The following is a 24,813-nucleotide window of genomic DNA, read 5'->3' as shown; positions in this document are numbered from 1 at the left end:
AGAACAATTGATGATTATATCAGCGTCGTGAGGGATGCCAACCGTGAAATTTCCACGTGCGGCAGAAGACGGCTATCCGGGGTAGTCATCAGATCGGCATTTTCCGGCTTGATCCAGCAGGCCTGCATGCCGCAGCGGATCGCCCCGGCGACGTCCGTGGTCAGGTCGTCGCCCACGTGCAGGATCTCACCGAGCGGCAAATCCAGTTTTTCCGCTGCCAGATGATACATATCGTTGAACGGCTTCGAGCGTCCGTGCGGGCCCGCGCGCAGCACGAACTGAAAATAGTTACCCAGACCAAACAGTTCAGGCTGAGCGTTGCCGTTGGTAATGGCGACCAGCGGCCACTTTTCGGCGAGCTTCGCCAGCGTGTCGTGGGTCTCCTGCGGCACATCGATGCGACTGCGCCATTTGGCGAAGTTTTCCATGGCCGCTTCAGCACCCATGGCCGCGTCCTGCGCGCTCAGGCCGGCATTGAGCATCGCCTGCTCAACCGCACGGCGGCGCCATTCGGTCACGTCATGGTAAATTTCCGGCTCGGTTTCCCGCAGGGACTGACGCAGCTTCTGGAACTCTTTGTTCTGGATCGCTTTCAGCGCAGGATGGTAGTTTTGCACAAACGCCAGCGACTCCTGCTCGGTACGCAGGATCACTGGGCGGTTGTCGTAAAGGGTGTCATCAAGATCAAACGTCAGGGCTGAGATCTGACCGAGTGGGCGGTAAAAACGCATTATTTCCCCCGTTTGGCGCGTGGATGCGCCGCGTCATACACCGAGGCAAGGTGTTGGAAGTCTAAGTGGGTATAGATTTGGGTGGTCGACAGATTCGCGTGACCAAGCAGCTCCTGTACGCCGCGCAGGTCGCCGCTTGATTCCAGCATGTGCGTCGCAAAAGAGTGGCGCAGCTTATGCGGGTGAACGTGGCTGTTCAGACCCTGCTTAATGCCCCACTCCGCAAAGCGCTTCTGCACGTTACGCGCCGAGATCCGCTTGCCGAGCTTCGACAGGAACAGCGCATCCTCTTCCGCGCCAAACAGACCGCGCAGATCCAGCCAGTGCTCAATCCAGGAAACCGCATTGCGGCCGATCGGCAGGCGGCGCTCTTTGCTGCCTTTGCCCATCACCCACACTTCGCCAGATTCCAGATCGAGGTGCTTTAAGTCGAGGTTCACCAGCTCAGAGAGACGCAGGCCCGCGCCGTACATCACCTCCAGCATCGCGCGGTCGCGCACGGCCAGCGGATCGTTGAGATCGATATCCAGCAGGCGGTTTACGTCGTCGACGTCGATATTTTTCGGCAGATGACGCGGGGCCTTTGGCGTGGCGATCCCTTTTGCCGGGTTGGCTTTCAGACCGCCCTGACTGACCAGCCAGTCGAAGAAACTGCGCAGGGCAGAGAGCCGGAGCGCCAGGCTCGCCGGACTGAGATTTTTTTTACGGCTACGCACGACGAACCCGCGTACCGTGGCGGCGTCACATTGTTGCCAGCTTTTCAGGCCGATTTCATCGGCAATCTGCATGATGGCATCAAGCTGACGCTGATAGTTGAGCAGCGTAATAGGGCTGAGCTGGCGTTCTACGCCCAGATAGCGCAGAAAGCGGTTGACGTCAGTGGCGAGCAGTCCGTCCGTCATACGCGCTCAATCCAGCGCTCCAGCAGCTCAGGCAGCATCAGGGCGATCTCCTGCAACAGTTGCGTACCCTGCCCCTGTTCATAGTGATGCGCGTCGCGGCTGGTAAATAACATCACGCCCAGGTCACCATCGCGCCCCATCAGCGACATCGCCACCGAGCCGATAGCTTTGGCTTCCGGCAGCACCACCAGCAGTTCTGGCCCGTTAAGCGGCCCCAGATAGTGGTGCTCATGGCCCAGACGCTGAATGCGCAGCGGCTCAAACGCCTGACGGCTCAGCGCCAGATGGGTAAACCCGGACGGCGCGCCAATGCGCCAGCGGTCAGGGAAGAGACGGATCGTCGCGCCTGCCAGCCCCAGCTCGCGCGCCCAGCGATGGAAGCGGTTGAGGAACTCTTCGAGACTGTGCGCGGAAGCCAGACGCGCCTGAAGGTGCAGAAGACGATAGAACAGGCTTTCGTTATTGCTGGCCTGCTCCATCAGCAGCGTCATGTTCTCTTCGAGCTGATTGATGTGGTTGCGCGAGCGCGCCATGTGCCATTCAACCAGCGACACGGTCTCGCGAACCGGATGCGGCACGCGCATCCTTTCGACGACGCGTGCATTGCGGATAAAAAACTCAGGATTGTGCAGCAGGTAATCCACAACAGCGCTGTCATCCAGCTCCGTTACAGGTTCCCGCAGTTCTTCCCCTGGTTGCTTCATAGATGGATAAACCCGTCATAAACATGTGTCGCCGGGCCAGTCATGTACAGTGGATGACCCGCTCCTTTCCAGGCGATATCAAGACGCCCGCCCGGTAATTCCACGCGAACCTCTTCCGCCAGTAACCCCTGCGAGATTCCGACGGCCACCGCCGCACAGGCACCGCTTCCGCAGGCCTGGGTTTCGCCCGCGCCGCGCTCGTAAACCCGCAGGCGAATGTGTTCACGCTTCACCACCTGCATGAAACCGATGTTCGCCCGCTCCGGGAAGCGCTCGTGGCTTTCCAGCACCGGGCCGAGCGTTTCAACCGCCGCGGTTTGCACATCATCTACCTGAATCACGCAGTGCGGGTTACCCATCGAGACGACGCCGCACAATACTGTCTGCTCGGCGGCACGCATAATATAGGTCTTTTCCGCTTTGTTGGCGCGAAACGGCACGGCAGCGGGTTCGAAGTTCGGCTCGCCCATGTTCACGCGCACCAGTTCGTCGTCGGTGACGCTGAGCACCATCCGGCCATTGGCGGTGCTGACGCGGATATCGCGCTTGTTGGTCAGCCCTTTCAGCCGAACAAAGCGGGCAAAACAGCGCGCGCCGTTGCCGCACTGGGAAACTTCGCTGCCGTCGGCGTTAAAAATGCGATAGTGAAAGTCCAGGTCAGGATCGTAAGGCGGTTCCACCACCAGCAGCTGGTCAAACCCCACGCCCACGTGCCGATCCGCCAGACGACGGATCAGTTCCGGGGAGAAAAAGACATTCTGCGTTACCGCGTCGACGACCATAAAGTCGTTGCCAAGGCCATGCATTTTAGAGAACTGCATCATTTGCTCCATTGCGCGGGTACAGAACGTAATCGTCAGAGATTGACCTGAGTCGGGCCGCCGTTATTGCCGCGATCGTTGGTATCCGGCGTAGATGACTCGATACCACTTTGCACTGGTTTTGTCGGCGGTGGTGCGTTTTTATCCTCTGGCGGGAGGTACAGTGGTCCCTTCAGTCCACAGCCGGTCAGGCTAAACAGAGTGACAAGAACGGCAAGCGTTCGAAAGACGTTTTTCATGTAGAGGTTGCCCGTAAGTTCAAATCTGTTTCTATCATCGCAGGAGAAGACACAAAAGCAAGAGTTTGCCGCTTTCCTGCAACGGGAATTATTTAGCGTTATACTGCCGCCATCACGAAAAACAGGAATAAAACCATGAACGACAGTGAATTTCATCGCCTTGCCGATACCCTGTGGATGACCATCGAAGAGCGTATCGACGAGTGGGACGGCGACAGCGATATCGATTGTGAAATCAACGGCGGGATCCTGACCTTAAGCTTCGAAAACGGCAGCAAGATTATTATTAACCGTCAGGAGCCGCTTCACCAGGTGTGGCTGGCGGCGAAACAGGGCGGCTATCACTTTGATCTAAAAGGTGACGAGTGGATCTGCGACCGCAGCGGCGAAACGTTCTGGGATCTGCTGGAGCAGGCGGCGACGGCGCAGGCGGGTGAGGCAGTGAGTTTCAGGTAGTTTTGTTGCCCGGTGGCGGCTACGCCTTACCGGGCCTACAACGGCTCGAATCGTAGGCCGGGTAAGCGTGAGCGCCAACCGGCAACAGCGGCTCGGACCGTAGGCCGGGTAAGCGTTAGCGCCACCCGGCAACAGCAGCTCGGACCGTAGGCCGGGTAAGCGTTAGCGCCACCCGGCAACAGCGGCTCAGACCGTAGGCCGGGTAAGCGTTAGCGCCACCCGGCGAAAAGGGTCAGGAGAAATACTGCTGCAACAGCGGCGCAGTTTCCTGGTTAGCGGGCGCCGCAGGGGTAATCGCCTGCGTACGGAACGGGATCACCTGCGCTCGTCCATCCACATTCACAATCTGGTAGAACTGCGGCAGGTTGAAGTTGATAAAGCTTGAGCCGTAGGTAAAGCGATCGTGCGAGGATGAATAGAACCGGCTGACGTCGCGCACCAGCTCCTCTTTGCTGCCTTCACAGTGGTGATACACCTCGGCACGGTTGGTTTCATCCAGAATGTAGATATTAAACCCGGCGTTATCGCCCGACTCCTCGAAGAAGAACTGAATAATCCCTTCACTCGCAAAGCCATCCACCACCTGCGGCAGCTTAACGTGGTTGGTTTCCACCTGAACCGACAGGCCATGCAGTTTGTTGTGTGAAATCGCGCCGTAGAATTCAATGGCGTTCTCCAGCTTCTGCACCGACACGTTCAGGCGCTCAAAGAACAGCCCCCAGGTCTGGCCGGAGACGCGCAGCGCTTTAAAGCGTCCGGTTTCATTCCGGGTGCTGGAAAGACGCAATTCGATGCACTCAGACACCAGCTGCTGCACGCGGGTACGAATCAGGCCGCGAAGGTGCTGGCTGTAGCAGAACACCTCCACGCTGTCCGGCGGCGCGGCGTCCTGGTGCATCTTGCCGAGGATCGTTTTCAGCGCCTCGATCATCGCCTGCTCGCCGTTAAAGTGCAGGGTACGCACTTCGTTCCACGAGTTGCGGTACAGCAGATCCACGCTGCCCACCAGGCAGTTTTGCTGCTCACCGAAGCTAAAGACGTCCAGCTTACGGAAGTCAAAGTGAACCACCTGATTGCGGAAGGCCGCCGTCGGGTCGTATTCCAGGTTGACGATGATCGCCAGATGGCGAATCTCACACGGGCTGTAGAGCGCTTTTGGCGTCGGCGCAGGCAGACGCAGTGGGAAGTGGTGCGAGACATCCGCCACCATCTCCTGCAATTTGGCTAAATCGACCACCTCGTTGCCCTTGATAAACAACCGGGTGCGTGAGGTGAGAAGGCCGTTAAACCAGGCCCAGGCCACCAGCTTGTTAAGGTAGCGGTTATACTCCAGCGGCTGATGGCTGATGATCGAATCCATGCTTGGCGCACGGTTGTACAGATACCACCCGGTGCGGTTTGCGCGGCCCGGCGGCACGTAGATAAAGGTCAGATTCGGTTCAGACAGGTCAGGCGAAATCTGTGGGTTCACCAGCGTTACCTTGCCCGGCAACGCTTCAAACGCGGCGTACAGTTTACGGGTCAGCACCCCGATATCCTGTGGGCTGGCAGAAACGCTAAGGTTGTTACGGCGGGCAAAGCGGATCAGGTTGCGGTAGCTCTGCATCATCGCATCAAGCAGCTCGTTGTGCGCCTCGCGCACCTGATCGATTTTCCAGTTGGCGCGGTTGTCGAGCATGGCGAGACGCGCTTCGTCCCATCCCCACTCTTTGACTAACTGGCTGACCACTTCGCGGCGCCAGCCAACGCAGGCGCGCTCGCGGCTCAGTTTTTCACAGACTTTGAGATAGAAACATCGACGCACCAGGTCAAGACGCGTAGCGTCATCAATGGCCGTCAGGTATTCGGTGACGCGTTCCAGCATCATGCAGTAGGCATCAAGCCCGTAGGAGACGATCTCCCCGTCGTGCAGACGCTGCTTAATATCTTTCGCCAGCAGACGCGGGGTGGGGTATTCCCAGGAGTAGGCTTCCAGCAGCAGGGTTTTCAGCACCGCTTTGTACGGTGAATCAATGCTCTTATAGAGCTGCCAGAGGCTTGCACCAAAGTACTCTTCGGCGGACAGGGAGCTCAGACCGCCCAGATCCAGCCACTCGTTTGGCGTCAGTACGCCCTGCGAGTAAAGCGACATGACGTAGTCGTCATAATTCTCTTCTTCATCGCACGGCACCATATTCCACAGAATACGTTTTCCGGCCAGGCGAACCGCAGTACGGTAAAACTCATCCAGCAACAGAATGTGCTGAGTCGAGCCGCAGTCTTCACCACCCAGACTGCCGCTTTCGTTATGGCGGAAACGGTTTTCATCAATCAGGAAGAAGCTCACTTCCACGCCGAGCGACGCCGCCCAGCTCTCCAGCAGACTGCATTTACGCTGCAACAGCTGGCGCTCTTCATTGTCGAGCCAGGACTGATGGCAGACCCAGATATCCAGGTCAGAAGAACAACTTTGCCCAACCGATGATGTGCTGCCCATGGAGTAAACCCCGGTAATCGGCAGCTCGCCTTTCGGCGAAACCTGCGGCGGCATACCACGGTAAAGCTCAAGTTCAGTCAGATAGTGCTGTTGGGTTTCATCAGGCGTGAAGAGGCAAATGCCCTGGGGAACGTTACCATCGAGGTAACCCGGCATTAGCGGATGGTGATAGTGCAACAATGTCGGCAGTAGACTGTATACCTGCTGGAAAGCAGGGCCCATGGCAGCAAGCGCGCGATCCACACGCAATTGATTGATGGCATCCAGTCTCTGTTTCAGAGTCTCAATATAGAGGTACAAGACGTATCGCCTGATGTTTCCGGGTGTCGCACGCCAGTCGAAACAGAACAAGCAGCGGACCCGCAGTATTTCAAAAAATAACCGTTACCCTTTTTCGCCTTGTTGTTTTCTGGTGGTACAGACGAAAAAATGGTCTAAAACGTGATCAATTTAACACCTTGCCGGTTGACCGTAAAGAAAGATGCGCTACATACAAGTGTAGCACCGTTCTGTACGTGTAAATTCCTGAATACGGCGGTGGCTGACGCGAACGCCGCCCTGTCCCTCTCACTCTTCATCAACCGTAAAACTGCCATCCGAGTGTCAACAATGTTAGGATGGTTAGCGATTGATAATGACGGTAACAAGCATGTTAGACAATGTTTTGAGAATTGCCACACGCCAAAGTCCTCTTGCGCTCTGGCAGGCACATTATGTTAAGCAGCGCCTGGAAGCCTGCCACACCGGATTACGCGTTGAGCTGGTGCCAATGGTCACGCGTGGCGATGTCATTCTTGATACGCCGCTGGCCAAAGTGGGCGGAAAGGGTCTGTTTGTCAAAGAGCTGGAGCTGGCATTGCTTGAGAACCGCGCCGATATCGCCGTGCATTCGATGAAGGATGTGCCCGTTGAGTTCCCGGAAGGGCTGGGGCTGGTGACCATCTGCGAGCGCGAGGATCCGCGCGATGCGTTTGTCTCTAATCGCTATGACTCGCTTGATGCGTTGCCGGCAGGCAGCGTGGTCGGCACGTCAAGTTTACGCCGCCAGTGTCAACTGGCTGAACGTCGTCCGGATCTGGTGATTCGCTCGCTGCGCGGGAACGTCGGCACACGCCTTGGCAAGCTGGATAACGGCGACTACGATGCCATTATTCTTGCGGTTGCGGGCCTGAAACGCCTGGGGCTGGAAGAACGTATTCGCGTGGCGTTGCCGCCGGAGCTGTCGCTCCCCGCCGTCGGCCAGGGTGCCGTCGGCATTGAGTGTCGTCTGGATGATGCGCGTACTCAGGCACTGCTCGCGCCGCTGAATCATGACGATACCGCCGTTCGCGTAAAAGCCGAGCGCGCGATGAACACTCGCCTCGAAGGGGGCTGTCAGGTGCCAATTGGCAGCTATGCTGAATTAACTGACGGTGAGCTGTGGCTGCGTGCGCTGGTTGGCGCGCCGGACGGCTCGCAGATGGTTCGCGGTGAACGTCGCGGCAAGCCGCAGGATGCCGAGGCGCTTGGCGTATCGCTGGCGGAAGAGCTGCTGAATAACGGCGCGCGTGAAATTCTGGCTGAGGTCTATAACGGAGAGCCCCCTGCATGAGCATACTTGTCACCCGCCCTTCTCCCGCAGGAGAGCAGTTAGTGAGCCGTCTGCGCGCACTGGGGCAGGTGGCCTGGAGTTTTCCGTTGATTGAATTCTCCCCCGGTCGCGAGCTGCCTACGCTCGCTGACCAGATGCGTGCCTTGCAGGAAGGTGATCTGCTCTTTGCGCTATCGCAGCATGCCGTGGAATTTGCCCATGCGCAGCTGCAACAGCAGGGCGTTAACTGGCCCCACGCACCCCGCTATTTCGCCATCGGGCGCACCACGGCGCTGGCCTTACATACCGCGAGCGGAATCGATGTTCGTTACCCGTTAGATCGGGAAATCAGCGAAGTCTTGCTACAATTACCTGAATTACAAACTATTGCCGGAAAGCGTGCACTCATTTTGCGCGGCAACGGTGGTCGCGAACTGCTGGGCGAAACGCTGCGCGAACGCGGCGCAGACGTGACGTTTGTGGAGTGCTATCAGCGCTGTGCGAAACACTATGATGGCGCGGAAGAAGCCATGCGCTGGCACGCGCGCGGCATTAATACGCTGGTGGTTACCAGCGGTGAAATGTTACAACAGCTTTGGTCGCTGATTCCGCTTTGGTATCGCGAAAACTGGTTACTCCGCTGTCGGCTTCTGGTCGTCAGCGAGCGTCTGGCGAACCACGCCCGGGAACTGGGCTGGCAGGATATTCGGATCGCTGATAACGCCGACAACGATGCGCTGCTGCGCGCATTACAATAACTCTCAAATGGGAAGCCATAATGACGGAACACGAAAAATCCTCCGCCGTGGTTGAAGAGACCAGGGAGACTGTGGACACCACGTCACAGCCAGAGACGACAGACAAAACCGTTGAGAAGAAAAACGGCAGCAATAAAACCAGCCTCACGCTGAGCGTGATTGCCATCGCGATTGCGCTGGCCGCAGGCGTGGGTCTCTACGGACTGGTGAAGAAACAAGGCACCAACCAGACGGCCACCAGCGACGCGCTGGTTAACCAAATCACCGCCCTACAGAAAGCGCAGGAGACGCAAAAAGCTGAGCTGGAAGGCGTGATCAAACAGCAGGCTGCCGCCCTCGCCGACGCGAACAGCAAACGTGAAGAGTTGACCAAACAGCTGAGCGAAGTGCAGGAGAAAGTCGCCACGATTTCGGGAACCGATGCCAAAACCTGGCTGCTCTCACAGGCCGATTTTCTGGTGAAGCTGGCCGGGCGCAAGCTCTGGAGCGATCAGGATGTCACCACCGCCGCCGCGCTGCTGAAAAGCGCCGACGCAAGCCTGGCCGATATGAACGATCCGAGCCTCATCAACGCACGCCGCGCTATTACGGAAGATATCGCCAGCCTGTCTGCGGTTTCTCAGGTCGACTATGACGGTATCATCCTTAAGGTAAATCAGCTCTCCAACCAGATTGATAACCTTCAGCTGGCCGATAACAACGACGATGACTCCCCGATGGATTCTGACGGCACCGAGCTGTCCAGCTCCCTGAGCGAATGGCGTATCAACCTGCAAAAGAGCTGGCAGAACTTTATGGACAGCTTTATTACCATTCGCCGCCGCGATGAAACTGCCGTGCCGCTGCTGGCACCGAACCAGGATGTCTATCTGCGCGAAAACATTCGCTCCCGCCTGCTGGTGGCTGCTCAGGCCGTACCGCGTCACCAGGAAGAGACCTACAAACAGGCGCTGGATAACGTTTCAACGTGGGTACGTGCTTACTACGATACCAATGACGCAACCACGACCGCGTTCCTGGAGGATATCGACAAGCTGAGCCAGCAAAACATCACCATGAACGTGCCGGACAAGCTGGAAAGCCAGCCGATTCTGGAGAAGATCATGCAGACGCGCGTGCGTAACCTGCTGGCCCAGCCGGGCGTTCCGGCAGAGCGCCCGGCTGAAGCACCTGCCGCCGCGCCAGCGCCTGAAAGCGCGCCGCAAGGAGAGTGATGATGCTAAAAGTCTTCTTACTCTTCATCCTGCTGATCGCCGGAATTGTACTGGGGCCGATGCTCGCGGGTCACCAGGGTTACGTATTGATCCAGACCGATAACTACAACGTCGAAACCAGCGTGACAGGGCTGGTGATCATCCTGATCCTGGGTGTGGTCGTCCTGCTGGCAGTGGAATGGATCCTGCGTCGGATTTTCCGTACCGGGGTTCACACGCGCGGCTGGTTCGTTGGCCGTAAGCGCCGTCGCGCCCGTAAGCAGACCGAGCAAGCGTTGCTGAAGCTGGCCGAAGGCGACTATCAGCAGGTTGAAAAGCTGATGTCGAAAAATGCCGACCATGCAGAACAGCCGGTTGTTAACTATCTGCTGGCCGCTGAGGCGGCGCAACAGCGAGGCGATGAGGCCCGCGCCAATCAGCATCTTGAACGCGCATCTGAGCTCTCAACTAAGGATCCGATTCCGGTTGAGATCACCCGCGTTCGTCTGCAACTGGCGCGCAATGAAAACCATGCCGCACGTCACGGCGTTGACCGTCTGCTGGAAATCACCCCTCGTCATCCGGAAGTGCTGCGTCTTGCGGAGCAGGCATACATTCGGACCGGTGCCTGGGGTTCGCTGCTGGACATTATCCCTTCCATGGCGAAAGCCGACGTGGGCGATGATGAACATCGTGATGAACTTCAGCGTCTGGCCTGGATTGGCCTGATGGATCAGGCGCGCGCCGATCTTGGCAGCGACGGCCTGAAAACCTGGTGGAAAAACCAGAGCCGCAAAACGCGCCAGCAGGTTCCCCTTCAGGTGGCGATGGCAGAACATCTGATTGAGTGTGACGACCATGACACCGCGCAGGAGATCCTTCTCGACGGTCTCAAGCGACAGTATGATGACCGCCTGGTGATGGTCATCCCGCGTCTGAAAACCAACAATCCGGAACAAATAGAAAAAGCATTGCGCCAGCAGATCAAAACCGTGGGCGATCGTCCGCTGCTGTGGAGTACGCTGGGCCAGTCTTTGATGAAACACGGCGAGTGGCAGGAGGCGAGTCTCGCCTTCCGCGCAGCGCTGAAGCAACGCCCGGACGCATTTGATTACGCCTGGCTTGCTGATTCGCTGGACAAGCAGCACAAGCCGGAAGAGGCCGCAGCCATGCGGCGTGATGGGCTTCTGCTTACGCTACACAATAACGGAACGCAGCAGTAATTATCCAGGAGGCCAGATGGCCTCCTTTTTTGTACCCATAAAAAAACGCCTGCTATAAAAGCAGGCGTTAAAACAGGTCTGTAAGACAACATATTTGGTGCTTCACTCAACGTTATGTCCATGGTGTTTGATGAGGCCGAAGCGACATCTGTCAGTGGACGATAAGCACCGTAAACGGCTCTGCGTCATTCCTGAGTTTATGAGGCCGTAGGGCGAACATAAGAGATGGAATGAGCATCTACACGCATATTATTGCATGTAATGTGCCAGGTTTACACGCATAACTTTTACATCGCGCAACATTTTAAGATAAAAGGAAATTATGTTGTTAAGAGACGCCTTACGCCATACAAAATCGCGCTAAGGGCGGCAATCTGTCGTCACCAGGAGACAGGTTAAGAGAGAAAATAATAAATTCTTTATTATTAAAGGCTTATATGTCGCTGAATCGCGACAAGGATATAGAGTGTTGTCGGGGAATGGCTACAGGATGAAAAAGCGCAGAAAACAAAAAACCCCGCCGAAGCGGGGTTCAAAATTGGTCGGCGAGAGAGGATTCGAACCTCCGACCCACTGGTCCCAAACCAGTTGCGCTACCAAGCTGCGCTACTCGCCGATGTACTGCTTTTTTGAATTTTTAGTTCAACTCATTAAAAGTCGTGGTGCGAGGGGGGGGACTTGAACCCCCACGTCCGTAAGAACACTAACACCTGAAGCTAGCGCGTCTACCAATTCCGCCACCTTCGCAATTCACAACTCTTCAATAATGGGGTGGCTAATGGGATTCGAACCCACGACAACTGGAATCACAATCCAGGGCTCTACCAACTGAGCTATAGCCACCACTGTATTCTTTCACGCGGTTCTGACTACTTCTCAGACCACCGCAGCTCTAGCGCCGGGACTAAAATGGCGCGCCCGACAGGATTCGAACCTGAGACCTCTGCCTCCGGAGGGCAGCGCTCTATCCAGCTGAGCTACGGGCGCTTAGCGCCGTTGCGGGGCTGGATATTACGTACCTCCGACCCCGCTGTCTAGTGCTTTTTTGAAAAAAATGCGCGTTTGGTTATGGTTTGCACATTTTGCCGCTTATTCCTCCACTTTATGGGCGGAGCCACGGCGACCCAGGCCAAAAAGTTTATATGCAGCTGTGACGGCAGCCAGGAAGATCATCCCGACAAACAGCGACATGCGGGTATCTTCATTAAAGTACATTCCAATTAATACGCAAATCAGGAACGCCATCGTCAAGTAGTTCGCATACGGGAACAGAATGGAACGGAATGGATGGCTGGCGATCGCTTCTTTGTGCGCCTGTCGGAAACGCAGCTGGCTAATCAAAATGACAAACCACGGTACCATCCCCGGCAGTACGCTGGCGCTATAAACATAAACAAACACGCGCTGCGGATTCGGGATGATGTAGTTCAGGCAAGAGCCAATCAGCAGAATCACAATCGACACCGCTACGCCCGCCACCGGTACACCCACGCGGGAGACTTTACCCATCACCGCCGGCAGCTGTTTGTTTTGCGAGAGCGCGTAAAGCATACGCCCACAGCTGTACATTCCGCTGTTACAGCCGGAGAGCGCCGCCGTCAGCACCACAAAGTTGATAATGGCGGCTGCCGCCGTGATGCCAATCTTAGCGAAGGTTAAGACAAACGGGCTGCCGGTGGTGCCGATCTCGTTCCATGGGAAAATGGTCACGATAACGAAGATCGCGCCCACATAGAAAATCAGGATACGCCACAGTACCTTGCCTACCGCGCTACGCAGCGTGACCTGCGGGTTTTTCGCCTCACCTGCGGTAATGCCGATCAGCTCAACGCCCTGATAGGAGGCGACAACGATACAGAGCGCCGTCAGAAAGCCCTTCCAGCCGCCCGCAAAGAAGCCGCCGTGCCCGGTCAGGTTACCAAAACCGATAGCGTGCCCGCCGTTACCGAAGCCAAAGAAGATGACCCCAAGGCCAACGACAATCATCACGATGATGGTGGTGACTTTGATCATCGCAAACCAGAACTCGATTTCGCCGTAAAGACGAACGGCGGCAAGGTTCGCCAGCGCCACCAGCCCTACGGCAATAAGCGCGGGTATCCACTGGGCCATCTCCGGGAACCAGAACTGCACGTAGACCCCGATGGCGGTGATCTCCGAAATCCCCACGGCCATCCACATAAACCAGTACGACCAGGCCGTGAGATAACCAAAGAACGGGCTCATATACCGGTGGGCGTAAACAGCGAAAGAGCCCGTCACCGGCTCCAGGAACAGCATTTCGCCCATTGAGCGCATGATGAAGAAGACGAACAGTCCGGCAATAATATACGCCAGCAGGACGGAAGGCCCCGCCCACTTCAGCGTGCTTGCCGAGCCCATAAACAGGCCAACGCCGATAGTCCCGCCCAGCGCGATCAGTTCAATATGTCGAGCTTCCAGCCCACGCTGAAGCTCCGGTTTTTTCTCTGCCATAATTCCTCGGTTGTGTTTGCTGTTTCCCGACTTGTTGCCGGGTATTGTTTTGAGGGGTACTGAAATACGGAGCGAATGGTTTCTTAAATTCTGGCAAATGGCAAACAATGCATTAAAAAAATGAATGCATTGCACATAAACTCAGCAGTTTTGCGGGGGGCGTTGCAGCGCGAACAGCAGATCGCGCTGCATATTGATTACATTTTCCCGGTGTAGTGCCAGGCGAGGTAGCGCAGAAGGCGAATCTGTCGTTTTATACGCGTCGGTTGGGAGAGCAGGCGGTAGAGCCACTCCAGCCCCAGGTTTTGCCAGACTTTGGGCGCACGCTTAACGTGGCCGGTAAAGACGTCGTAGGTGCCGCCAACGCCCATATAAAGCGCATCCGGGCTGACCAGACGGCAATCGCGCATCAGTATTTCCTGGCGCGGCGACCCCATAGCGACAGTGACAATTTTCGCCCCGCTGTCGCGCACGCGCTCATATAACGCCTGGCGATCTTCCGGCCTGAAATAGCCATCCTGGCTGCCCACTATGTTAACATTCCACTGGTTACGCAGCTTTTGTTCGGTCTGCGCCAGCACCTCTGGCTTGCCGCCGATCAAAAATACCGGCGTGCCTTCAGCGCCTGCGCGCTCCATAAGCCGCTCCCAAAGGTCAGCACCCGCCACGCGAGACACATTAGCGTCTGGAAACTTTTTACGAATTGAACGCACCACGCTAATACCGTCTGCGTATTTAAACTCCGCGGCTTCAATCAGGCTTTTCACTTCCGCATTATCTTCAACCGCCAGCATTTTTTCTGCGTTGATGGCCACCAGCGTGCCCGACTTCATCTGCCCGTCCGCGAACAGAAAATCCAGCGCGTGCTGCATGTCACGCCAGCCAATCAGCTGTAGCCCGCGCAGCGCATAACGCGGGGCTGAAGTTGTATCCGTCATGATAATCCCTACTCAGACTTGCGACAGCGTTGTGCTGCCCTGTGGCTCACGTCTGTGCACAAGCCCTGCACTGTCAAACAACCAGTACAGCAGTTTTGCCAGCAGCAGACAGAGTCCGAAAACGACCATAAAGAACACCACGCGTGAGACGAATGAATCCAGCCCCTCGCGCGCCAGAACGATCATATTGAAAATGGCACCGAAACAGAAACTGTGCAAAACAGCGGCTTTGTAGCGGTTGGTCTCTTCGTTACCCAGCGTATATAGCCAGTCGAACCATTTTATTATCAGCCCTACCGCGATCGCGCCAGGCAGGATAAACCACGTTCCGCCCATCACTACCAGCGAGCCAATCAGAGTTGGGGAAATCGCCAGACCCGAATGGTTGTTCAGCACTTCCCAGGTGAAGTAGTTCGCCGTGTTCAGGACAATGCCGGGACGATCGGGCCACAGCCACGTCGGTATAAAGACATAGAAATCGCGAACAATCGGCGCCAGCCCCTGGAATTCGATTTTGTCGTAGTTTTGCAGCAGTAATGCCAGGTTTTCCCACGGCGAGAAGGTGTCGCGCGTCAGATACAGGAAGGTGTAAAACGCTTCGTCGCCGGCCACGTTCAGCCCGTAGCGCTTCAGCGCCAGCCAGAACATCCCCACAATGCCAAAGACGCCTGCCGCCGCCAGCATCCACAGCGAGATCCAGCCGCGAATAATGCCGATAAACAGGAAAATCGCGAAGGCGATAATGATGTTGGCGCGGGTGCCGCCGACGATCATGTAGGTCAGAATGCCAAATGCGACGGTGCTGACCAGGAAGAACAGCCAGGCTTTGCTGTCCTGACGCAGGAAAAAGACCACCAGCATCGCCGGGATAAAGAAATAGAAGAAACGCTTGAGCGCGACGCCGGAGACTTCGGCGGAGAAAATCTGGCTATAGGACTGCAACTTAAACAGTAAAAAGCCGTTATGCATGAAGAAAATCGCCACGCTGACGAGGGCGATAGTCATCAGCATAACCCACGTCAGATGGGTTTCTACCCGGTTCATGGTAAACAGCGGACGACGAGGGGTGGTGTCTTTTGCCGCTCGCAGGCGCGTTTTATAAGTGACGTAGTACACCCCGTAGAAGCAGGTCGCAGAGAGCAGCGCCTGCAACAAGATTTCCGGCGGCGCGACGCCAACATCAAAGCGGAACACGAGGATGCTGGTCAGCGGGAAGCCAAAGAAAAAGGTCAGCAAAAACAGCAGCGAGAAGAATACGTTGAAGTTAAAACGTACCCGCCGGAATTCAAACCAGGTGAGCGTGGCGATAAACAGCGTGCTCAGCAGCCAGACCACCAGCAAGCCGCTAAACTGCAACTGGCTCATGCGTTGTCTCCTGAAGCAATACGCAGCGCGCGGTGCCACGGCGTGAGGTAGTTCGGGCTGAAAAAGTCGATGCTATTTTTATCCACCAGCGTGAGCTGACGCTGCGCTTCCCGTACCACCTCGACATTAAGCGTGTCAGAGGTAAACAGCACCGGAATATGCTGCTCGGCCATGTCCTGCCAGAACGGGTTTTCGCGGTTGAGCACGCAGGGTACGCCCGCCTGAATCAGCAGACACAGCGTGCCAATCCCCTGCTGACGGGCAAAGATGAAATAGCCCAGATCGCATTTTCGCAGCAGCGCGAGATAGTCATCAAATTCCAGCTTATCGCTGAGAATGTGCAGGTTTTCCGCGCTAAACAGCGCAAGCCCCTGCTGGCGAACTTCATCGATGTAGGCGTCGTTATTGGCGGGATAGCCCATCGGCACCACCACGTTCACCGTGTCGCCAAACTGCTGATGCACCGCCCTCAGCGCCGCGACATGCTCGTTACTGCGATCGCCGGAATTCCCCACCAGGATGGTCAGCTTGCCCTCTCGAACCGTGTCATTCGCCATGGTGTTCAGCGCCGGATCCATACGGGTCGGGAAATAGAGCAGCTCCCCGCGAACCTTCGGGTGCTGTTTAGCAAAATAGTTGAGATCGCCTCGGGTAGCAAAAACGCAGCCCACGCGCGCCTGCGCCAGACGACGCAGCGGATAGAAAAGTCGGAACTTCCAGCCACGGGAGACTTCGTAGAGATCCGCTCCCCAGATATGCCAGCTGAACTGAGAAGGTTTGATCCCGCCGCTTAACAGCGCCAGCCACAGTCCGGTATTGAACTGTCCATGGAAGAAGAAACGTTGGCTTCGATCCGCTTTGGCTTTAGCAACCACGGCCTTCGTCAGCGCCGCTTTGTCTGGCCAGAAGGTGATATGCAATGCCGGACACGCCGCGCTCAGGCCGCTGTCGCGTCCAACGACCATAAACTCACGCGCATCGGGCGTGCCGGATGCCAGTTCATCGTTGAAGAACCGCAGAACGGTCTGGTTATGATGCGGGATATCCGATCCCAGTATGTGTATCAGTGCAGTCATGCGCGTTTACGCCAAAGTAAAAATACGCCGCAACAGGCAGCGAAATAAACGATATAAGTTGCCATATAGGCCTGCGCCGCCCCCAGCGCACCGTGGGTGGGGATCAGCCAGTGAGAAAATGCCGTTAGCAGCGCAAACTGGCCGATCTCTGCCAGGATATACAACCGCAGCGAAGCCTTCGCAATCACCAGATAGCCGAAAACGTATGCCCCCACTTTCAGCACATCGCCGACCAGTTGCCAGGCAAACAGATCGCGCATGGCGGTAAACTTCGCTGAAAACAGCAGCCAGATGGCGAAATCACGCAGTAACCAGACGGTAAAGCTGGCGATCGCAACGGCCGGCAACACGAAACGCAGGGCGCGAAAAATCTCGCGGGTAATATCCTGCCTGGACGTCAGGCGCGATAAGGTTGGCAGCAAATAGACGCTAAAGGAAGCCGTAATAAATTGGAGGTAAGCATCTGAAATGCTGCTTACGCCCTGCCAGATCCCCACTTCATCCCAGCTGTAATGCGCTGCCAGCAGGTTTCGCATCATCACGTAAGCCACGGGAAGCGTTACCGAAGTGATGAGCGCCATCAGGGTAAACTTTCCTAGCTGCCCCGCCAGTATCTTGTCCCACTGCGGTTTCAGGTAACTCAGCGGGACATTGCCTCTGCGCATCAGCATAAACGCTGCCGGAACGACAACGAGCGCAGGCACCAGCGCCAGCCCCAGCAGCGCGCCTTCATAGCCGCCCAGCCGATAGCAGAAGTAGTAGGCGATAACGCCGATAATGCTGCCGAGGATCAGAGCCAGCGCATTCCCGGCGGCATCACGGAAGCCTTTCATCAGCGCCAGCAGCAGGTTCGCCCAGGCGATGCCCATCTGAACGAACGCCACCAGGCGCACCAGTCCCTGATAGTGCGTGTGTCCGAACAGTCCCTGACTAACAGGTGCCGCCGCCAGCAAAAAGACGATGGCCAGCAACGTAGAGAAGCCCAGCACCATAGCAGAGGAGGTGCCCACCACCGTGCGAAGCTTTTCGGCATCGTCATGATGCTGCGCGACGTATTTGGTGACGCCATTGAATATCCCGGCACCTGCCAGCACGCCAAGCACCGTGACCAGTTGGCGGAAGTTCCCTGCCAGCCCAACGCCTGACGGACCAAATGAGACGGCCAGCAGCTTGACGACCAGTAACCCGGCGCCAATTTTTACTAGCGTGGACGCTGCCGTCCACACCGACGCTTTTGCCAGAGACATATCAGGCGAAATAACTCAGAAGCGAATTGATCACCGTACGCTGGTTCACCGGCGCGAGGTTGTAGAACAGGGGCAGGCGGAGCAGACGTTCGCTCTCTTTGGTGGTGTAGCGGTCTTCACCGGCAAACATCCCGAAGGCTTCGCCAGCCGGGCTGGAGTGCAGCGGAATATAGTGGAATACCGCCATAATTTCCGCCTCTTTCAGCCAGGCAATCAGCTTGCTGCGATCGTCGTTATCGCGCAGCTTGATATAGAACATGTGGGCGTTGTGGATGCAGTCTGCCGGAATGGTCGGCAGTTCAATACGTCCGGCTTTAGCCAGCGACTCCAGCGCGTCGTAGTAGGTTTGCCACAGGGAGAGGCGTTGCAGATTGATTCGCTCTGCCGCTTCCAGCTGCGCCCAGAGATACGCGGCCTGCAAGTCCGCCATCAGGTAGCTTGATCCGATATCGCGCCAGGTGTATTTATCCACCTGACCGCGGAAGAACTGGCTGCGGTTGGTCCCTTTTTCACGGATCACTTCCGCACGCTCGACAAGAGCACGATCGTTAATCAGCGTCGCGCCGCCTTCGCCGCCTGCGGTGTAGTTTTTGGTTTCGTGGAAGCTAAAGCAGCCGATATGACCGATGGTTCCCAGCGCGCGACCTTTGTAGGTGGACATCACGCCCTGCGCGGCGTCTTCCACCACGAACAGGTTGTGCTTTTTGGCGATGGCCATGATGGTGTCCATTTCACAGGCCACGCCCGCGTAATGCACCGGAACAATCGCCCGCGTTTTGTCGGTGATCGCCGCTTCAATCAGCGTTTCGTTGATGTTCATGGTATCCGGACGGATATCCACAAACACGATTTTCGCCCCGCGCAGGACAAACGCGTTCGCCGTGGAGACGAAGGTGTAGCTCGGCATGATCACTTCATCGCCGGGCTGAATATCCAGCAGCAGCGCGGCCATTTCGAGCGATGCGGTGCAGGACGGCGTCAGCAGCACCTTGGCACTGTGAAAACGTTGCTCCATCCACTGCTGGCAGCGACGGGTAAAACCACCGTCGCCACAGAGCTTGCCGCTGCCCATAGCCGACTGCATGTAATCAAGTTCAGTGCCCACAACGGGAGGCGCGTTAAATGGAATCATCTTGTCACCTGTATAACCAGTAGGCGGTGGCGTCAATGCTGGCACCACTCGCAATATAACGTTTAAGCGCAGCGGTGTTGCCCATCTGGGTTGCGACCCGCAGCGTCGATACCTGTTGTTGCTCCGCCCAGTGCAGCGCCGCCTGCATGAGTTTTTCGCCCATGCCGCGCCCGGCTAACAAACCGATGCGCGCCTCTTGCTCGTTGAGCCTGCGAAGCGAAACAAAACCCTGAATCTGCCCACCGGCAGTACGGAACACCAGACAGACGTGGTCAAACGTGCCTTTAACCGCATTCTCTATCCACCGGGCATAAAAGCGGCCGCTGTCATCGGGCGCATACCAGGGCGCCCGGAAACGGCTTTGAGCGAAAGCCAGCGCCGCCATCTTGCGCAGCGCGGGGATATCCTGCTCCGTTGCAATTTCCGCGCCCGGTGAGCCGTGGCGGGCCACGGTAACAGAGAGATCAACCTCGCCCTCGACCAGCCGGAATCCGTGCTGCTGGAGCGCGTCCAGCAGATCGGCGCGGTCCGCCGGGATCTTAGCCTGTACGCGCTGCCAGGCGCTGAAGTCTGCGTCCTGCAACGCAGGAGCGTTATCGCGCAGACGCACTATCGCTGAGGGGAGCGAAAAAAATACGCTTTCCCACTCAAGGGACTCCAGCACGCCGTTGAGAGTAATCAACGCCAAACGCCCTTAGTATCAACAATATACTGCTGACGCACGGCATCAGCGGAGACCGCTTTAAACGCATTGTGATCCACCAGCAGCACCAGCACATCCGCCGTCGCCAGCGCGTCATCCAGTGCGGTAAGGGTGCAGTGACCGGCAAGTTTTGCCGGCAACGCATGAATATTCGGCTCAACCACCAGCGTTTCACCGGTGTGCCAGGCTGCGATCGTTTCGGCAATTTCCATTGCCGGGCTTTCGCGCAGATCGTCAATATTCGGTTTGAATGCCAGACCAAAGCAGGCAATTTTCAGCTCACTGGCACGTTTGCCGCTGTCGGCGAGGCAATCCGCCACCGTGGCTTTCACCTGGTTGATAACCCAGTGCGGTTTGTGGTCGTTTACTTCGCGCGCGGTGCGAATCAGGCGTGCCTGTTCCGGATTCTGCGCCACGATAAACCACGGATCGACAGCGATACAGTGCCCACCCACACCCGGCCCCGGCTGAAGGATGTTCACGCGTGGGTGACGATTGGCAAGGCGAACAAGTTCCCAGACGTTAATCCCCTGATCGGCGCAAATCAACGACAGTTCATTCGCAAATGCAATGTTAACATCGCGGAAGCTGTTTTCGGTCAGTTTGCACATCTCGGCGGTGCGGGAGTTGGTCACCACGCATTCGCCTTCAAGGAAGATCTTATACAGCTCGCTGGCGCGCGCGGAGCAGACTGGGGTCATGCCGCCAATCACGCGGTCATTTTTAATCAGTTCCACCATCACCTGGCCTGGCAGTACGCGCTCAGGGCAGTAGGCGATGTTGATATCGGCCTGGTCGCCCGCCTGCTGGGGGAAGCTGAGATCGGGACGCGCCTCGGCCAGCCACTGTGCCATCTGCTCGGTTGCCCCAACAGGTGAAGTGGACTCAAGAATAACCAGTGCCCCTTTCTTCAGCACAGGCGCAATGGATTTTGCCGCCGCCTCGACGTAAACCATGTCAGGCTCGTGATCGCCTTTAAAGGGCGTAGGCACCGCAATCAGGTACGCATCGGCTTCTACCGGCGTGGTGCTGGCGCGCAGGAAGCCACCGTCCACCGCCTTTTTCACCACACGATCGAGATCGGGCTCCACGATATGAATTTCGCCACGGTTGATGGTTTCTACCGCATGCGCGTTGATATCTACGCCAATAACCTGCTTTTGACGAGAGGCAAAGGCCGCCGCAGTAGGCAGCCCGATATAGCCGAGACCAACAACAGAGATGGTAGTAAAACTCATAGCGTTACCCGATTGTGTTTAAGTGCGTGCAAAATACGTCCACAAGCCTGCCCGTCCCCGTACGGGTTATGGGCACGGCTCATCGCCTGATACTCTTCTTCGTCATGCAGTAAGCGCGTGACCTCTTCGACAATACGACGCGGATCCGTTCCCACCAGACGCACGGTACCGGCAGTGACCGCTTCCGGACGTTCAGTGGTTTCGCGCATCACCAGTACCGGCTTACCGAGGGAAGGCGCCTCTTCCTGAATGCCGCCAGAATCGGTCAGGATCAGCCAGGCGTGGTTCATCAGCCAGACAAATGGCAGATAGTCCTGCGGCTCTATCAGGAGCACGTTTTCCACGTGGCCCAGGATACGGTTGACCGGTTCGCTGACGTTAGGGTTAAGGTGCACCGGATAGACAATCTGCACATCCTCATTCTGCGCGGCGATTTCAGCCAGCGCGTGGCAGATTTGCTCAAAGCCACGGCCAAAACTTTCGCGGCGGTGTCCCGTCACCAGAATCGTTTTCTTGCCGTTGTTCAGGAACGGATAGCGCGCAGCGAGTTCTGCCTGAAGCTCGCTGTTAGCCAGCACGCGGTCACGCACCCAAATCAGCGCATCAATGACCGTATTGCCGGTAACGAAGATTTTGCTGTCGCTGATGTTTTCGCGCAGCAGGTTCTGACGTGAGTTCTCGGTTGGCGCAAAATGGTACATCGCCAGGTGACCGGTGAGCGTACGGTTGGCCTCTTCCGGCCACGGGGAATAAAGATTGCCGGTACGCAGTCCCGCTTCGACATGGCCAACAGGGATACGCTGATAGAACGCGGCCAGGCTGGTCGCCACGGTGGTGGTGGTGTCGCCGTGCACCAGCACTACATCCGGCTTGAACGACTCCAGAATAGGCTTTAATTCTTGCAGAATACGGCAGGTGATTTCCGTCAGTCCCTGTCCCGGTTTCATTATATTGAGATCGTAATCCGGGACGATAGAAAAGAGGGTTAAGACCTGATCGAGCATCTCACGGTGCTGGGCAGTCACGCACACTTTCGCTTCAATATCAGGATCTCTGGCCAGCGCATGAACCAGAGGCGCCATCTTGATGGCCTCCGGCCTGGTGCCAAATACGGTTAGTACTTTCACATCGATTCTCTTCGATTAGACGATGAAGGCCGCAGCCTTCATCGTAGACGGCGTTCTTAGTTTGTGCGGCGACGTAATAACGCTACGCCAGCGCCAGTCAGTGCGCCCACAATCCCCCACATGATCATCAGGAATGCGCGACGCGGACTATCGCGTTTTACAGGCTCTTCAGGCGTTCTTAAATAACGATAGGTCTGAAAACGCGGGTCCAGCGTTGGACCGACGTTGAGCGTATTGAGCATGGCGCGGTTTTGGTCGTAATCAAGGTCAAAGTCAGGGCCAACGGCCTGGATATTTTCCAGACGTGCCTGAAGCATTGGGCGACCAAGAAGGAACATTTCTGAATCAGGGAGTTCGTCAGCCGGAACATCCGTTTCGCTACGGGAAATATTGTGCTGTTCCGCAATCTTCAGCGCCTGCTCAATATTATGCACGCGACGGGCGAAGATGGCCTTAGCGACCTCTTCCTGACGTTTGACCTGCGCTTTCATCTGGATAGTTCGCGCAGCCCAGGCGCCTTTCAGCTCGTCATTCAGATGACTGGCCGCACGCTGGCTGGCAAAAGCAACGTACTGACGCAACAGGTTATTGGCGTCAGGCGCCGTTTCCGCAATCAGCTTCACGCTGTCGCTAACGTTACGGAGCACATCGCCAGGCATAAACTGAATGTTGTTGATTAAATCATCCAGCAGCGCGGCATCCGCTTTGCTGTTACCGACCATGCGCTGCTTGTAGTAGTCTGTCTGGGACCAGAAATCGCGACGTGTATCCCACGACGCCAGCTGCATCACAAACTCTTTGTAGGACTCATCCATCACCGAGGCCTGATCCGGGGTCGCCAGATTGGCCTTGATATCAAGATTACGCAGGAATTGCTGCTGGGAGTAGTAGCCTCCAAGCATATTCACCGTTGGTCGGTCTGTGATCGCCGTGGCGCTCCACTCTTGTTTCGCAAAGAAGGTGTAGGCAAGCGCTAACAGCGCGAACCCCAGGCCAATCCCCACAATCCACAGTTTGCCCTGCCATAACACTCGAAACAAACCACGAATATCCAGCTCGTTCTCAGTGCCCACTGATTTCGCTCCCGCCAACGGTTGAGTCATCATAGTCCCGGTTTTACTTAGTTAATGTTGTGTTTTTGCCACTGTTCCGACGCATCCTGCGTTTTAAACGTTTAATAAAACGCGCGACTTTCCATGCACGCTTGATGCAGTAACCGTACATGAAAAATGCTAGCAAGAATAATACCAACATTACCCATTCAGGAATGAAATGAGCGTATTCCGCGGCAACGCCAATCGCAGCCAGAATAGCAGCCGCTAGCGTAATCAACACAAACGCCTGACGAGACGTGAAGCCGGCGCGCATAATCAGATGATGAATATGCTGCCGGTCCGCAGAAAATGGGCTCATTCCTTTACGCAGACGACGATACATAATCGCCACCATATCCATCAGCGGAATGGCAATGATCCAAAGCGCTGTAACCGGGCTGATTGGATGTGTTTTACCCTGAGTGGTTTCCAATAAGATCCAGATAATAGTGAAACCAATCAATGTGCTACCCGCATCGCCCATAAAGACTTTATAGCGACGGCCCAGCGCGCCAAGATTTAAAAGAATATAGGGCAGAATGGCCGCAATCATAGCAAAACACCACATTGCCAGGCTGTATTGACCATCAAACCATAAGATTATGCCAATGGCAGCAAATGAAACACAAGATAGTCCGCCCAATAAACCATCAATCCCATCTACCATATTAAATGCATTGATGGCGACCCATACGGCAAAGAGTGTAAGGAAGTAACCAAACGGCCCAAGTACCATCTCCCAAGAACCAAAAATGTATCCAAGACTGCTAAGGTGAAGGTTTGCCGCCACCATCATGGCAAGAGCAACTGCAGCCTGCACGAAGGCTCGAATTTTTACACTGATATCGTAGCGATCATCAAGTGCCCCCACAACAACCAGAACAGACGCACAGCACAGGTACAGCCTGGCATGTGGGATATAGTAATCCGCGATAGCAAAAGTGAAAGAAACACCTGCAAAAACGGAGATTCCTCCCACCAAGGGAATCATACCTTGGTGCCGTTTACGGAAGTTAGGTTTGTCCACTAAACCGACATATTTTGCTACCTTACGTGCTAAAAAAAGAAAGCAAGTAGTGAACAAAAAAATACTGGTGAGTTCAGCAAACGTATCGAATAGGTTCACAACGGATGTTCTCAACATATGTTAGTCAAAGAAGTATAACCATGATGGCATCAAGCCAGAAGGCATAAAGCACACCTCTTGCGACCCATTTGTTTATTATTCAAGCTATTAATATTTTTACTGTGCGAATTTTCTTATTGTCGCACCGACCGGGCAAAATTGGGAGTGTGTGGTAATAGCGTATAGCCCATAAATAAAAAACGCCACGTAAAAACGTGG

At 56.0% G+C, this 24,813-nt stretch carries 22 protein-coding genes and 4 tRNA genes; 5 read left to right on the top strand and 21 right to left on the bottom strand.

Annotated elements, in window-relative coordinates:
* Positions 1–14: 14 nt before the first annotated feature.
* From yigB to lptM, 5 genes are read right to left on the bottom strand one after another with little or no spacing between them, the layout of a single operon-like run.
* A complete protein-coding gene (gene yigB, locus ACQG03_RS00930) occupies positions 15–731 on the bottom strand; it encodes a 5-amino-6-(5-phospho-D-ribitylamino)uracil phosphatase YigB (protein ID WP_022646664.1) in 717 nt (238 codons plus the stop codon).
* Positions 731–1,633, bottom strand: coding sequence for a tyrosine recombinase XerC (gene xerC, locus ACQG03_RS00925; RefSeq protein WP_063163322.1), 903 nt, complete (start codon positions 1,631–1,633; stop codon positions 731–733). Before xerC ends, yigB begins: the two co-directional genes overlap by 1 nt.
* Positions 1,630–2,337, bottom strand: a complete 708-nt coding sequence (locus ACQG03_RS00920; protein WP_023295731.1) for a DUF484 domain-containing protein — start codon at positions 2,335–2,337, stop codon at positions 1,630–1,632. Before ACQG03_RS00920 ends, xerC begins: the two co-directional genes overlap by 4 nt.
* A complete protein-coding gene (gene dapF / locus ACQG03_RS00915; protein WP_023299045.1) occupies positions 2,334–3,158 on the bottom strand; it encodes a diaminopimelate epimerase in 825 nt (274 codons plus the stop codon). The genes ACQG03_RS00920 and dapF overlap by 4 nt, the downstream gene beginning before the upstream one ends.
* Positions 3,159–3,193: 35 nt before the next feature.
* Positions 3,194–3,397, bottom strand: coding sequence for an LPS translocon maturation chaperone LptM (gene lptM / locus ACQG03_RS00910; protein WP_063163323.1), 204 nt, complete (start codon positions 3,395–3,397; stop codon positions 3,194–3,196).
* A 135-nt stretch (positions 3,398–3,532) separates the two neighbouring features.
* Between lptM and cyaY the strand changes: the two genes are divergently transcribed.
* Positions 3,533–3,853 carry an iron donor protein CyaY gene (cyaY, locus tag ACQG03_RS00905; protein WP_063148962.1) on the top strand — a complete coding sequence of 107 codons (321 nt, stop codon included), beginning with the start codon at positions 3,533–3,535 and terminating at the stop codon, positions 3,851–3,853.
* 232 nt (positions 3,854–4,085) lie between these two features.
* Here cyaY and cyaA read toward each other — a convergent pair whose 3' ends face one another.
* Complete coding sequence (gene cyaA / locus ACQG03_RS00900) at positions 4,086–6,629, bottom strand: class I adenylate cyclase (RefSeq protein WP_023299043.1); 2,544 nt, start codon at positions 6,627–6,629, stop codon at positions 4,086–4,088.
* A 349-nt stretch (positions 6,630–6,978) separates the two neighbouring features.
* On the opposite strand from cyaA, the gene hemC reads away from it, so the two are divergent.
* The 4 genes from hemC to hemY are packed head-to-tail and all read left to right on the top strand — an operon-like array spanning position 6,979 to position 11,073.
* Positions 6,979–7,920, top strand: a complete 942-nt coding sequence (gene hemC, locus ACQG03_RS00895) for a hydroxymethylbilane synthase (RefSeq protein ID WP_023305227.1) — start codon at positions 6,979–6,981, stop codon at positions 7,918–7,920.
* Positions 7,917–8,657 (top strand): uroporphyrinogen-III synthase, encoded by a 741-nt coding sequence (hemD, locus tag ACQG03_RS00890; RefSeq protein ID WP_023299041.1) that lies wholly within the window; start codon positions 7,917–7,919, stop codon positions 8,655–8,657. Before hemC ends, hemD begins: the two co-directional genes overlap by 4 nt.
* 20 nt (positions 8,658–8,677) lie before the next feature.
* On the top strand, positions 8,678–9,871 hold the full coding sequence (gene hemX, locus ACQG03_RS00885; protein ID WP_022646657.1) for a uroporphyrinogen-III C-methyltransferase: 1,194 nt from the start codon (positions 8,678–8,680) through the stop codon (positions 9,869–9,871).
* A 2-nt stretch (positions 9,872–9,873) separates the two neighbouring features.
* On the top strand, positions 9,874–11,073 hold the full coding sequence (gene hemY / locus ACQG03_RS00880; RefSeq protein ID WP_032622057.1) for a protoheme IX biogenesis protein HemY: 1,200 nt from the start codon (positions 9,874–9,876) through the stop codon (positions 11,071–11,073).
* 539 nt (positions 11,074–11,612) lie between these two features.
* Here hemY and ACQG03_RS00875 read toward each other — a convergent pair.
* The 15 genes from ACQG03_RS00875 to wecA all read right to left on the bottom strand — a co-directional run bounded on the left by ACQG03_RS00875 (position 11,613) and on the right by wecA (position 24,612).
* Positions 11,613–11,689, bottom strand: a tRNA-Pro gene (locus ACQG03_RS00875).
* Between the two features lie 44 nt (positions 11,690–11,733).
* A tRNA-Leu gene (locus ACQG03_RS00870) sits at positions 11,734–11,820 on the bottom strand.
* Positions 11,821–11,840: 20 nt separating this feature from the next.
* Positions 11,841–11,916, bottom strand: a tRNA-His gene (locus tag ACQG03_RS00865).
* 67 nt (positions 11,917–11,983) lie between these two features.
* Positions 11,984–12,060: transfer RNA gene (locus ACQG03_RS00860), tRNA-Arg, on the bottom strand.
* Between the two features lie 102 nt (positions 12,061–12,162).
* Complete coding sequence (gene thrP, locus ACQG03_RS00855; RefSeq protein ID WP_023305225.1) at positions 12,163–13,548, bottom strand: bifunctional threonine/serine APC transporter ThrP; 1,386 nt, start codon at positions 13,546–13,548, stop codon at positions 12,163–12,165.
* Positions 13,549–13,745: 197 nt separating this feature from the next.
* A complete protein-coding gene (wecG, locus tag ACQG03_RS00850; RefSeq protein WP_022646653.1) occupies positions 13,746–14,486 on the bottom strand; it encodes a lipopolysaccharide N-acetylmannosaminouronosyltransferase in 741 nt (246 codons plus the stop codon).
* 12 nt (positions 14,487–14,498) lie between these two features.
* On the bottom strand, positions 14,499–15,851 hold the full coding sequence (gene wzyE / locus ACQG03_RS00845) for an ECA oligosaccharide polymerase (protein ID WP_058646808.1): 1,353 nt from the start codon (positions 15,849–15,851) through the stop codon (positions 14,499–14,501).
* A complete protein-coding gene (locus ACQG03_RS00840; RefSeq protein WP_038415039.1) occupies positions 15,848–16,927 on the bottom strand; it encodes a TDP-N-acetylfucosamine:lipid II N-acetylfucosaminyltransferase in 1,080 nt (359 codons plus the stop codon). Before ACQG03_RS00840 ends, wzyE begins: the two co-directional genes overlap by 4 nt.
* The gene (gene wzxE / locus ACQG03_RS00835) at positions 16,924–18,174 is read right to left on the bottom strand and encodes a lipid III flippase WzxE (RefSeq protein ID WP_022646651.1); all 1,251 of its coding nucleotides are present in this window, start codon (positions 18,172–18,174) and stop codon (positions 16,924–16,926) included. The genes ACQG03_RS00840 and wzxE overlap by 4 nt, the downstream gene beginning before the upstream one ends.
* A 1-nt stretch (position 18,175) precedes the next feature.
* Entirely contained in the window at positions 18,176–19,306 is a 1,131-nt protein-coding gene (gene rffA / locus ACQG03_RS00830) for a dTDP-4-amino-4,6-dideoxygalactose transaminase (RefSeq protein ID WP_063150578.1), read from the bottom strand.
* Positions 19,307–19,310: 4 nt separating this feature from the next.
* The gene (gene rffC, locus ACQG03_RS00825; protein ID WP_023305220.1) at positions 19,311–19,988 is read right to left on the bottom strand and encodes a dTDP-4-amino-4,6-dideoxy-D-galactose acyltransferase; all 678 of its coding nucleotides are present in this window, start codon (positions 19,986–19,988) and stop codon (positions 19,311–19,313) included.
* Positions 19,985–21,247, bottom strand: coding sequence for a UDP-N-acetyl-D-mannosamine dehydrogenase (gene wecC, locus ACQG03_RS00820; RefSeq protein ID WP_022646648.1), 1,263 nt, complete (start codon positions 21,245–21,247; stop codon positions 19,985–19,987). The genes rffC and wecC overlap by 4 nt, the downstream gene beginning before the upstream one ends.
* Positions 21,244–22,374, bottom strand: coding sequence for a non-hydrolyzing UDP-N-acetylglucosamine 2-epimerase (wecB, locus tag ACQG03_RS00815; protein WP_032622055.1), 1,131 nt, complete (start codon positions 22,372–22,374; stop codon positions 21,244–21,246). The genes wecC and wecB overlap by 4 nt, the downstream gene beginning before the upstream one ends.
* A 56-nt stretch (positions 22,375–22,430) precedes the next feature.
* A complete protein-coding gene (gene wzzE, locus ACQG03_RS00810) occupies positions 22,431–23,477 on the bottom strand; it encodes an ECA polysaccharide chain length modulation protein (protein ID WP_022646646.1) in 1,047 nt (348 codons plus the stop codon).
* A gap of 13 nt (positions 23,478–23,490) precedes the next feature.
* Positions 23,491–24,612, bottom strand: coding sequence for a UDP-N-acetylglucosamine--undecaprenyl-phosphate N-acetylglucosaminephosphotransferase (gene wecA, locus ACQG03_RS00805; RefSeq protein WP_047359830.1), 1,122 nt, complete (start codon positions 24,610–24,612; stop codon positions 23,491–23,493).
* Positions 24,613–24,813 lie beyond the last annotated feature (201 nt).

This window comes from Enterobacter cloacae complex sp. 342H5, assembly GCF_050030905.1.
Lineage (GTDB): Bacteria > Pseudomonadota > Gammaproteobacteria > Enterobacterales > Enterobacteriaceae > Enterobacter > Enterobacter intestinihominis.
Note: the sequence above shows the minus strand (reverse complement) of the source record. Positions and strands in the feature narration are given on the sequence as shown.